Here is a 9,510-nt window from a genome sequence, read left to right as displayed (position 1 = left end):
GGTGGGGGTTTTTTTATGCCTTGAAGTTTATCGCGTCAAGGAAGCCAAATTTCGAAAACGCCACCGCCAAGTTCACCACCATTGTGAAGCCTAATGCAGCCGTTTCGATCCCCTTCGCTATGCAGATCGGCCACAGCAGAAACAAAGAACAGCCCAAGACTGGTGTTGCCAGTATTGAAGTCCAAAGACTTGAAGCTTTGCGTTCCTGTGTGTTGCATACTCTTTGGATAACCCTTTCCGTCATCCTCTACTCTGATTACAAGATAACCCTCGCTTTCCCTGGCGCTTAACTTGATTTGGCTTGTTGTGTAACGAATGGCATTGTTAATGATATTGTTCAGTGCGCCTGTTAAAAGGTTCGCATCGAAAAAACCGTTTAGCGGCTCAGCATCAATGGAACACTCAATCCCAAGCCCTTCAAGGAGAGGCAAGTGTCTGGCAAGGTGCTCTGACAAAAAGTCTGGAACATACTGCTCTTCGATATGCGCAGAAAGGTTGTTTTCGCCAAGTCTATAGATTCCCAAAAGCTGTACTAGATCATTGTGTATACGCTCAGCTTCATATTGCAGGGTATTAAAACTATTGGTGTCTGTTTGATTGGTTGCGTTACGTATTCTCAGTTCATCCAGAGAATTAAGCAGCATTCCTAGCGAGTTTTTCATATCATGCACTGTCAGAGCTAAAACCATGGAAAAGTCGATATTTCGATTGTTCATAGGTTAAGAGCCTTTAGTTTGTGTTTTAGTGCTAGGTAGCGCCTGTACTGAGCATGCTGTTCGGGAAGATCATCCAAGCGATCCAGATGTTGTTGGCAACGTTCCAGCAGCACTTTCCCGTTTGCGCTGTTGTTATTGTACTGTTTCAGTAGCACCTGAACCTGATTAAGGTTTAGCGCAGGGTGGGCAGGTATTATTTCAAGTGCTTTGGAAAAGATTGCCTCTGCCTCTAACAGTTTGCCGGACTCAAAAGCTGCAATACCTTCCCGGTTGAAACGGCGGGCCTTAATTTTAATGCGAAAGCTGACTGGCTCATCCAGTAGGCTTTCGATTTTTCTGGCAGAGTCAGGTTCATCTCCGTAATACTCAGTCAGCTTGCTAAGTGTTGCTCTAGCTTCCTTCTCAAGCTCAAGCCGGTATAAGGTTCTGGCATAGTCCAGCCCTGCCTCTAACTCCAAAACATCGACACTACTAAGTTTTGCTCGCACGCTCTCTAGAATGGAGTGGGCTTTATCAAAGTGCGCTTGACCCGCATGAACCCTGCACTGAATGACCATGCTGTGAAGTTCAAGTATTTCGTTGTCCGGATATCGCTTCTCCATGCTTTCAAGAACTGATAAAGCCTCGTTAGCGAGTTTCTCTCCCTCGATGCTTGTGTTGTCATCGCTCAGATCGTAGAGGACCCTACTGAGTGAAAGGTCGTGGTTGGCACTGTTATGAATGGAGTGAGCTCCAAGGCGAACCGTTTGGCGCCATGCCTCGGCAGCCGTGTCCATATCCTGATTAGATTCAGCGAGCTCCGCTAAGTGTTTTTGCCGATGGAGTGCATTGGGGGACTGGTTTATCGCCTGCTCCAGAATCCTCTGGGCTTTTCCGGGGTGATGCTGGCGTTCAAGGCCTTGCGCAAGAAGGTCGTAAGCTTCCATATAATCGGGGTGGCTGGCGATCATGCTCTGCAAGCTATCAACCGCCTCGGCGTATTGATGATTGGCAAGTAGAGCTTTGCTGCGCCCAAGTCTGGCCCAAGGTAGTTCTCGCTGGGCTAATGCCTCGTCATAAACTTTGATAGCGTGGGTTAGATCCCCCAGTTGAAGGTATAACTCCCCAAGGGTTTTCATCAGCCAAGTTCTGTAGCGGGGTAGCCGAGTAATTGCAGAGGTGCAGAGTGAAATCGCTTCCGGGTAGTTCTGACGATCGATCTCGCGATTAATTGCGAGCAAGGCATTGCGTTGATTAATCAGACTCCCGAGGCGCTTTTCCAGCATTGCCCGATTGATTGGCTTTGCAAGATAGGCGTCTGGTTGGTATTCGCGAGCACCCATGACCATTTCTCTGGATGTCTCGGAGGTGACCATCAAAAAGAGCGATGATCTCTTGAGAAGTTTCTTGTGGCGCAGTTCTTCAAGAATGTGCTGTCCGTTTCTACCTTCATCCAAGTTGAAGTCACACAGCACGACATCAACGTGATTGTAGGTGCAATACTGTATTGCTGCTCTGGCATGGGCAACCAGTTCTATATTATTGGCGCCGCAACTGCGAAGCATATGACGCATTGAGATTCTGAAGTTCTCAAAGTCGTCAACCACCAAATAAGTGAGCTTACCAAAGGCACTCGTATCCGGTGGGGAAGTGCTATCGGGCGTGCTCATGAGCGTTTTTGCTTCAGAAGCTTGTTCACCATAGCTCTTAGGGCTGCCGGTTTAACCGGCTTATATAGAATCTGATATCCGCGCTCGATAGCGTCATCGCGAACTTCAGATGCCATATAGCCAGTTATTAAAATACCCGGAATATCGTATCCGACTGATTTACGAATTGCATCCATCGCATCGAGACCGTTCTTATCGTCATCAAGCTGGTAGTCCGCAAGTATAATGTCCAGTGGTTTAGCTTCCAGTTGTTCTAAGGCGTGCTCAAGGCTCTCCGCAGCGGTAATATCGCACTTCCAGTTTCCGAGAAGAGCGACCATTCCTTGGAGTATTGCGGGGTCGTTGTCGATACAAAGTACGCTCAGCCCCCCAAGGCTGGAAACGCGGCGAGCGCTCGTTGTTGCTAATGTTTCAGCGGCTCTATAGGCCTGATCTGCAGCAGCGAGCGGAACCGTTATGCCAAAGACACTGCCTTTGCCCTGAATAGACTGAACACTTACGGGGTGATTGAGCATTCCGCTGATTCGATCGACAATTGCAAGCCCAAGGCCTAGGCCTTTTTTGTCGCGCCCATGTTGGAAACGTCGAAATTCTTCGAAAATGAAGTTGAGTTGATCATCCGGAATGCCTGGCCCGGTATCCCAAACCTCAATGCGCAGGTAGCCTTTAAGGCGTCGGCAGCCCAACAGGATTTTTCCTTCGGGAGTGTAGCGTATTGCGTTGGAGAGAAAGTTCTGAACTACACGCCTGAGCAGTTTGGAGTCTGAGTAAACCCAAGCGCTGCTTGGTACTACATGAAGTTTCAAGCCTTGGTCTTCTGCGATGGCAGTAAAATCTGTGGCCAGATGGCGCATGATGTCGTTGACTGGAAAGACCCCAAGGTCAGATTCTAAAGCGCCAGCGTCGAGCTTGGAAATATCGAGAAGGGTACTGATGATCTCTTCCGCTGCGCCCAGTGAGCTGTCGATATGGTCAACAAGATCTTTGGTTTCGGTATTGTTGGCTTTACCTGCAAGCGCAGATGTAAATAGGCGCGCAGCGTTCAGGGGCTGTAACAGATCATGACTGGCGGAAGCAAGAAAGCGAGTTTTGCTCTGATTGGCTTGTTCGGCAACAGACTTGGCTTTGAGCATCTGCTCGTTGATAACCTGCAGCTCTTGAGTGCGTTCTTTCACCCGTTGCTCAAGGTACGTGTTGGTTTCTTTCAGCGCCTGCTCCGTGCGGCGCATTGGTGTGATGTCCTGAAATGTGGTGACGTAGCCACCACCGGGAATCGGACTGCCATCAATGCGAACGATAGTGCCGTCCGGCCTCTGGCGCTCGTAGGAAATAAGCTGGCCTTCACGCATGCTGGCGTAATGGTCGGATACAATTTCATCAATACGTCGCGCGGACAGGTTGGCGTTGGTCAGGTTGTAGCGCATTAGGTCTTCTGCCGGGCGACCGACTCTTACAAAACCTTTGGGGTAGGCGAAAAGTTCCAGATAGCGGTGGTTCCAAACAACCAGTTGCTGCTGCTGGTTGACCACCGAGACGCCAAGGCTAATGTTCTCGATAGCCGACTGCAGCAGTTCTCGGCTAAACGTCATGGCTTGTGACGCCTCATCAACAATGCTGACCACGTCTTCAATCTGCATGTCACGGCCAGTCAGGGTCGACTCTAAAACCACTCGGGCAGTCGACGCACCAATCACTGACGCGAGTTGGCGTTCTATATATTTCATTAAGTGAGACGATGCTGGGCGGTGCGGATGCAGCCTTACTGCATTGCGGCGTTCATAGTTACGGAAGACTGTTTCTGAGCGCTCCTCGCCCATAAATCTATCACTAAGTGCTTGCAAGTCAGCTGTGAGTATTTCCCCCTGCCAGCCTTGATGGTGAACCGTATCGCCTTTTGGGTGAGGATCGAGGAAGAAGGAGGCGATTTGTATTTTTTCGCGAACCCTTTGGCGAGTTACTAGCGAAAGTAGAATATAAACCAAGGTGTTAATGCCAAGGCTCCAGATAATACCGTGGCTGGTTTGGTCGAGTTCTAAACCGAAAAGTGCTGTCGGTCTGGTCCAGCCAAGGCCGAATATACCCTCGTTGATCAGGGAGTCAGTGAACCAGCCGGTTGACGCCAAGGCAGGGAGAAGCAAAGTGTAGCACCACATAAGAAAGCCGAGCGCTAACCCCCAAGCTGCGCCGGTTGCATTCCCGCGGCGCCAAAGGATACCTCCCACAAGCGCTGGTCCAAATTGTGCGGCGGCTGCGAAAGAGAGTAGCCCAAATGAGGTCAGGCTATAGTCTTCTCCCGCCATACGGTAAAAGCCGTAGGCCGTAAGCAGGACGATAAAAATAGCCACTCTACGAATGCCCAGAAGAAGCGAACTCAGGTCTGTCTGGCGGTTCATCCGCGGCCTGAAAAACCTGAGCAAGGCAGGCATGATAATTTCATTGCTAACCATGGTGGCAATGGCGACAGAGCACACGATAACCATAGCAGCGGCCGCTGAGCCACCGCCAAGAAACGCAAGGATGGCCAGCCATTCTTTACCGGCCATAATGGGCAGTTGCAGGATAAGAATATCGGGGTTGCTGGCCACGGTTTCCGGCGCCAGCAGGCCAGCTGCCGCAATGGGTAGTACGAATGCGCTGGCTACAATGAGATAAACGGGCATCGCCCAGCGTGCAACTTCAAAGTCCCGGTGGTCGGCATTCTCCACAACCATAACGTGGAACTGTCTCGGCAGGCAGATGATGGCAAGCATGGCAACGAGCGTTTGTGTTATGAACGCCGGCGCTTCAATGGCATTGGTTGTCAGAATGCCCGTCAAATCAGCCTGTTTTACATTATCAACAAGGTCTCCAAAGCCATTGTAGAGCCCGTATCCAACAAAAAGCCCAACGGCGACAAAGGCTACAAGTTTGATTAATGACTCGAAAGCCACAGCCTGAATCATGCCTCGGTGATGTTCAGTGGATTCCAAATGGCGGGTACCGAAAAGTACAGTAAAGGCAGTTAGGGCTAGGGTGATGTACCAGGCCGAATCGTTCCACGCGGCGGTGCTAAGTTCCTGAGCGCCAGCACCTGTATCTGAAAGTACACTGAAGCCCATGGCAATGGCCTTCAGTTGAAGCGCTATGTAGGGCACGCTGCCAATTAGCGCGAAGGTTGCAATCATAGCCGCCAGCAACTGAGATTTACCGTAGCGGGAGGCAATGAAGTCTGCGATAGAGGTGCTGTTGTTTCGTTTACTTATATAGATAATGCGACGTAACAGCGGTGCACCGAAGACAAATACGAGCAGCGGGCCGAGATAAATCGGCAGGAACCCCAGCCCCTCTTGGGTGGCGCGACCAACAGCGCCGTAGAAAGTCCAAGATGTAAAGTAGACCGCTAAAGATAGAGAATAAACGTGGGTTCTAGCAAAGCGCCTGCGATACAGCCCAGGGTGTTTATCACCTGCCCAGGCAATGATAAACAGGATTGAAATGTAGGTGATGGAAATTAGGACCAGCAGCCAAACACTAATCATATTTATGCATTTCCCTCAGGTAAGGCGGGTTGCCTGAACAAGTTGCTAGAATGTTAGCTGGGACATACCGTGGAATAAAGCGCGTCGACCGGCTCTAGAACCTTGAGGTTGTCTACCCGTGGTGTTCCATCAGAGCCGATCGGAATGAGTTCGCGAGTTGCACAATTAATGATGTGAATGCGGTGCGAAACAGTGTCTGTCACTTTCTGCTCAAAGTGGTAAAGCGTGAACCGGACTATGTCTGGGTTATTGGTATCCCGCCCGATACTATCCGTGTCTACAGTGGAGAATGCGGTCACATACGGATAGGCCAAAGACCATGGGCGCCAGAAAATCCCTTTGCGTTCTGTGCTTACTACCACTGCCTCATCAGGCAGGCGCGATTGTTTGTGATCAAACCAAGTGTACTCTCCGTAAATCAAGTACCCCAACATGCCAGCGCCGGCAAATACTGGAATAATCCACTTAGGGGCCATGTTGCGAGTCACCGCTCGGATACCCAAAGCGACGCCAGCGGCGCCAAGTCCGCAGAATAGAGTGGCGACAAGAGTCCAGAACATAAAATCATCCCTTAAAAAAGAACGGGCTTCCTCTCAGAGGAAGCCCGTTTAGAACAACCTGTCAACTCGATGAGTTAATCAGATCAGCTTATTGCTTAGTGGTCTTGAGCTTGCCCGGCACCGCGAGGGTAGCGAACGCTTTCAACCAGCTCCTGGATCTCAACGGGCGGCTCTTCAGTTGCATTTGCTACAGCAAAGGCTACCGCAAAGTTGACCAGTGCACCAATCGCGCCAATCGACAGAGGTGAAATGCCAAATACCCAATTTGCCGGGATGTCCGCGAGGTTGGCTGTGCCCGGAATGAAGAACCATCCCTTGTACACAAAGATGTACGATAGCGTGAACACCAAGCCGCTCAGCATACCCGCAATGGCTCCGGTATTGTTGATGCGCTTGGAGAATATACCCATCATCAGCGCGGGGAACAGTGAGGCAGCGGCAATACCAAAGGCCAAGGCCACAACTTGAGCAGCAAACCCGGGCGGGTTGGCACCCAAATAAGTTGCCACAACGATCGCAACGGCCATGGAGATACGAGCTGCCAACAGTTCGCCCTTATCGGATATGCCCGGCTTGATTGAGCCTTTTATCAAGTCATGGCTGACTGCCGAAGATATGGCTAACAGGAGACCTGCTGCTGTCGATAGTGCGGCAGCAAGGCCGCCTGCAGCAATCAAACCGATAACCCAGCCAGGAAGATTAGCTATCTCGGGATTGGCGAGTACGATAATGTCACGGTTCACGTCTAGCTCATTGCCTTCCCATCCACGAGCTTCAGCCTGCGGCTTAAACGCTTGGGCAGCGTCGTCGGATCCGTCATTATACATCTGGATGAGGCCATCTTCGTTTTTATCAACGTACTTGATTAGGCCGGTGACTTCCCACTCTTTCACCCACTGTGGACGATCTTCATAGCGAATCGGCTCGGCAGCTGTGCCATCGGGGTAAACGGTTGTCATCAAGTTTAACCGAGCCATGGACGCAACAGCAGGCGCTGTCAGGTACAGGAGGGCAATGAATACCAGAGCCCAACCTGCCGACCAGCGAGCATCAGCAACCTTCGGAACTGTGAAGAAGCGGATGATAACGTGGGGTAGGCCGGCTGTACCGATCATCAGGGTCAGGGTGAATAGAACCATGTTCAGGTGGCTATCAACATCTGCGGAATATTCACTGAAACCAACATCAGTAATGACCTGATTCAGCTTGTCGAGAATCGGCATGCCAGAATCAATGTGTGTTGAGAACAGGCCCAATGCCGGAACAGGGTTGCCAGTTAGCTGGAAAGAGATGAAAACCGCAGGAATGGTATAGGCAATGATCAGAACAATATACTGGGCAACCTGTGTGTAGGTGATACCTTTCATGCCACCAAGTACAGAGTAGATGAAGATCACAACAGCAGCGATCATCAGACCGGTTGTAGAGTCAACCTCCAAGAAACGAGAGAAAGCAACGCCAGCGCCCGCCATCTGGCCGATAACGTAAGTAAGCGATGCTACGATTAGGCAGATGACTGCAACCAAACGAGCTTGCTTGCTGTAGAAGCGATCACCGATAAACTCTGGAACCGTGAACTTACCGAACTTGCGCAGGTAGGGCGCCAAGAGCATTGCTAGCAGAACGTAGCCGCCGGTCCATCCCATTAGGTAAGCGGAGCTTGCATAACCACTAGCGGCAATAATGCCTGCCATGGATATAAAGGACGCAGCAGACATCCAGTCGGCACCAATAGCCATACCGTTGGTGATTGGGTGAACACCGCCACCGGCTACGTAGAAGTCTTTTGTGCTGCCAGCCTTGGCCCAGACAGCAATAAGGATGTAGATGAGGAAGGAACCACCTACAAACATGATGTTGATTGCAAATTGGCTCATACGCTTACTCCTCGTCTACGCCGAATTGTTTATCGAGTCTGTTCATGCGCCACGCGTAGTGGAAGATAAGTCCAATGAACGTGAGAATAGAGCCCTGTTGAGCAAACCAGAAACCCAGATCGGTGCCGCCGATTGGGATACCTGAAAGCATAGGGCGCAGAACGATTCCAAAACCGTATGAGACCAGAGCCCAGACAATAAGGCTCCCAAATATAAGGCGAAGGTTCGCCTTCCAGTACTTTTCAGCATCGTAGCTATGACCTGGCATAGGATTACTCCTGTATTGTTTTTGTTTAACTGTGGTGTTTTTTCGATGAGCTGAGCGAACCAGAGAGTTTATTATTCATATTAGTACTTCCCCTACTTGTCCTCCTATATGACTTTACATTGCGGGCGATTTATAGATATTGGCAAAAGGTCTAAATCTTGAGTTTTTTCTTGAAGTAAGCCTGTTACCAAGGCCTGAAGGCGCTTGAATCAGTTGTGGTGTATGTTTCTTAGGCGGCGGTGGTAGCGTAGTTTGTCGTGCAACTCTCGAAGGGTTTTTAAGCCTTCTTTACGTGCTTTGTTCAATGCGATTAATGTGAGTTCAGCCGTGGCCAACGCATCTGAAGCAGCGTGGTGTCGGGCACTGACTTCAAGGCCAAAATAGTCCGCCCAATGATCCAAGCCTTTGCCTCCCGTTTTGGCATCCGGAAAAAACGCAGGTAGCACATCAGCCACGTCCATCCATGTGTGGTTCTGGGTGTAGCCCAACTCTGCTTTTAGTGTTTTCTCAAGAAACTTCTGATCAAAGGCAGAATGGTAGGCGAGTATCGGATCACCATTCATCCATTCCAGTAAAAACAGCAGAGCATCCTCGGTTTCGTGGCCCTGAGTGAGGGCTTCCGGGCCTATGCCGTGAATTAGAACCGTTTGGGTGATGTCCAGTTCCGGGCGCCTCAGAACGAGGTCAAACTGATCACTGAGGTCGATAGCACCTACGCTGATAGCGACTGCGCCAACAGCGATTACTTCATCTTTTCCGGGATGTAGACCGGTGGTCTCCAAGTCAAGTACGATCAGGCGGCACTCAGTAAGAAGCTGGTCCCCCGGTGTTTTAGGCTTGGGCGTATTCTCTGGGGCTATATTGCCGGTTATGCCGGCGCGTCGACGTGCAATCCATTGTTTGATCTGTTGCAGCATGGGCG

The 9,510-nt window shown here is 50.5% G+C and carries 7 protein-coding genes; all 7 read right to left on the bottom strand.

Annotated features, from left to right (window positions below):
• Window positions 1-35: 35 nt before the first annotated feature.
• The 7 genes from KO508_RS10730 to KO508_RS10700 all read right to left on the bottom strand — a co-directional run bounded on the left by KO508_RS10730 (window position 36) and on the right by KO508_RS10700 (window position 9,505).
• On the bottom strand, window positions 36-716 hold the full coding sequence (locus tag KO508_RS10730; RefSeq protein ID WP_216008309.1) for a sensor histidine kinase: 681 nt from the start codon (window positions 714-716) through the stop codon (window positions 36-38).
• Window positions 713-2,365 (bottom strand): response regulator, encoded by a 1,653-nt coding sequence (locus tag KO508_RS10725; RefSeq protein ID WP_216008308.1) that lies wholly within the window; start codon window positions 2,363-2,365, stop codon window positions 713-715. Before KO508_RS10725 ends, KO508_RS10730 begins: the two co-directional genes overlap by 4 nt.
• A complete protein-coding gene (locus KO508_RS10720; protein ID WP_216008307.1) occupies window positions 2,362-5,883 on the bottom strand; it encodes a hybrid sensor histidine kinase/response regulator in 3,522 nt (1,173 codons plus the stop codon). The genes KO508_RS10725 and KO508_RS10720 overlap by 4 nt, the downstream gene beginning before the upstream one ends.
• A gap of 53 nt (window positions 5,884-5,936) precedes the next feature.
• Window positions 5,937-6,443 carry a hypothetical protein gene (locus KO508_RS10715; protein WP_216008306.1) on the bottom strand — a complete coding sequence of 169 codons (507 nt, stop codon included), beginning with the start codon at window positions 6,441-6,443 and terminating at the stop codon, window positions 5,937-5,939.
• Window positions 6,444-6,538: 95 nt separating this feature from the next.
• Window positions 6,539-8,320, bottom strand: coding sequence for a sodium:solute symporter family protein (locus KO508_RS10710; protein ID WP_216008305.1), 1,782 nt, complete (start codon window positions 8,318-8,320; stop codon window positions 6,539-6,541).
• 4 nt (window positions 8,321-8,324) lie between these two features.
• Window positions 8,325-8,588 carry a DUF4212 domain-containing protein gene (locus KO508_RS10705; protein ID WP_200366440.1) on the bottom strand — a complete coding sequence of 88 codons (264 nt, stop codon included), beginning with the start codon at window positions 8,586-8,588 and terminating at the stop codon, window positions 8,325-8,327.
• A 209-nt stretch (window positions 8,589-8,797) separates the two neighbouring features.
• Window positions 8,798-9,505, bottom strand: coding sequence for a 3'-5' exonuclease (locus KO508_RS10700; RefSeq protein ID WP_216008304.1), 708 nt, complete (start codon window positions 9,503-9,505; stop codon window positions 8,798-8,800).
• Window positions 9,506-9,510: the final 5 nt, after the last annotated feature.

This window comes from Marinobacter salexigens (assembly GCF_018860765.1).
Classification (GTDB): domain Bacteria; phylum Pseudomonadota; class Gammaproteobacteria; order Pseudomonadales; family Oleiphilaceae; genus Marinobacter; species Marinobacter salexigens_A.
The sequence above is the reverse complement of the archived record's forward strand: the minus strand, read 5'-3'. Positions and strand labels throughout refer to the sequence as shown.

Excerpts from the sequence above, each read along its gene's own strand:
- KO508_RS10730 (WP_216008309.1), bottom strand. The coding sequence starts at position 716 with ATGAACAATCGAAATATCGACTTTTCCATGGTTTTAGCTCTGACAGTG.
- KO508_RS10725 (WP_216008308.1), bottom strand. The coding sequence starts at position 2,365 with ATGAGCACGCCCGATAGCACTTCCCCACCGGATACGAGTGCCTTTGGT.
- KO508_RS10720 (WP_216008307.1), bottom strand. The coding sequence starts at position 5,883 with ATGATTAGTGTTTGGCTGCTGGTCCTAATTTCCATCACCTACATTTCA.
- KO508_RS10715 (WP_216008306.1), bottom strand. The coding sequence starts at position 6,443 with ATGTTCTGGACTCTTGTCGCCACTCTATTCTGCGGACTTGGCGCCGCT.
- KO508_RS10710 (WP_216008305.1), bottom strand. The coding sequence starts at position 8,320 with ATGAGCCAATTTGCAATCAACATCATGTTTGTAGGTGGTTCCTTCCTC.
- KO508_RS10705 (WP_200366440.1), bottom strand. The coding sequence starts at position 8,588 with ATGCCAGGTCATAGCTACGATGCTGAAAAGTACTGGAAGGCGAACCTT.
- KO508_RS10700 (WP_216008304.1), bottom strand. The coding sequence starts at position 9,505 with ATGCTGCAACAGATCAAACAATGGATTGCACGTCGACGCGCCGGCATA.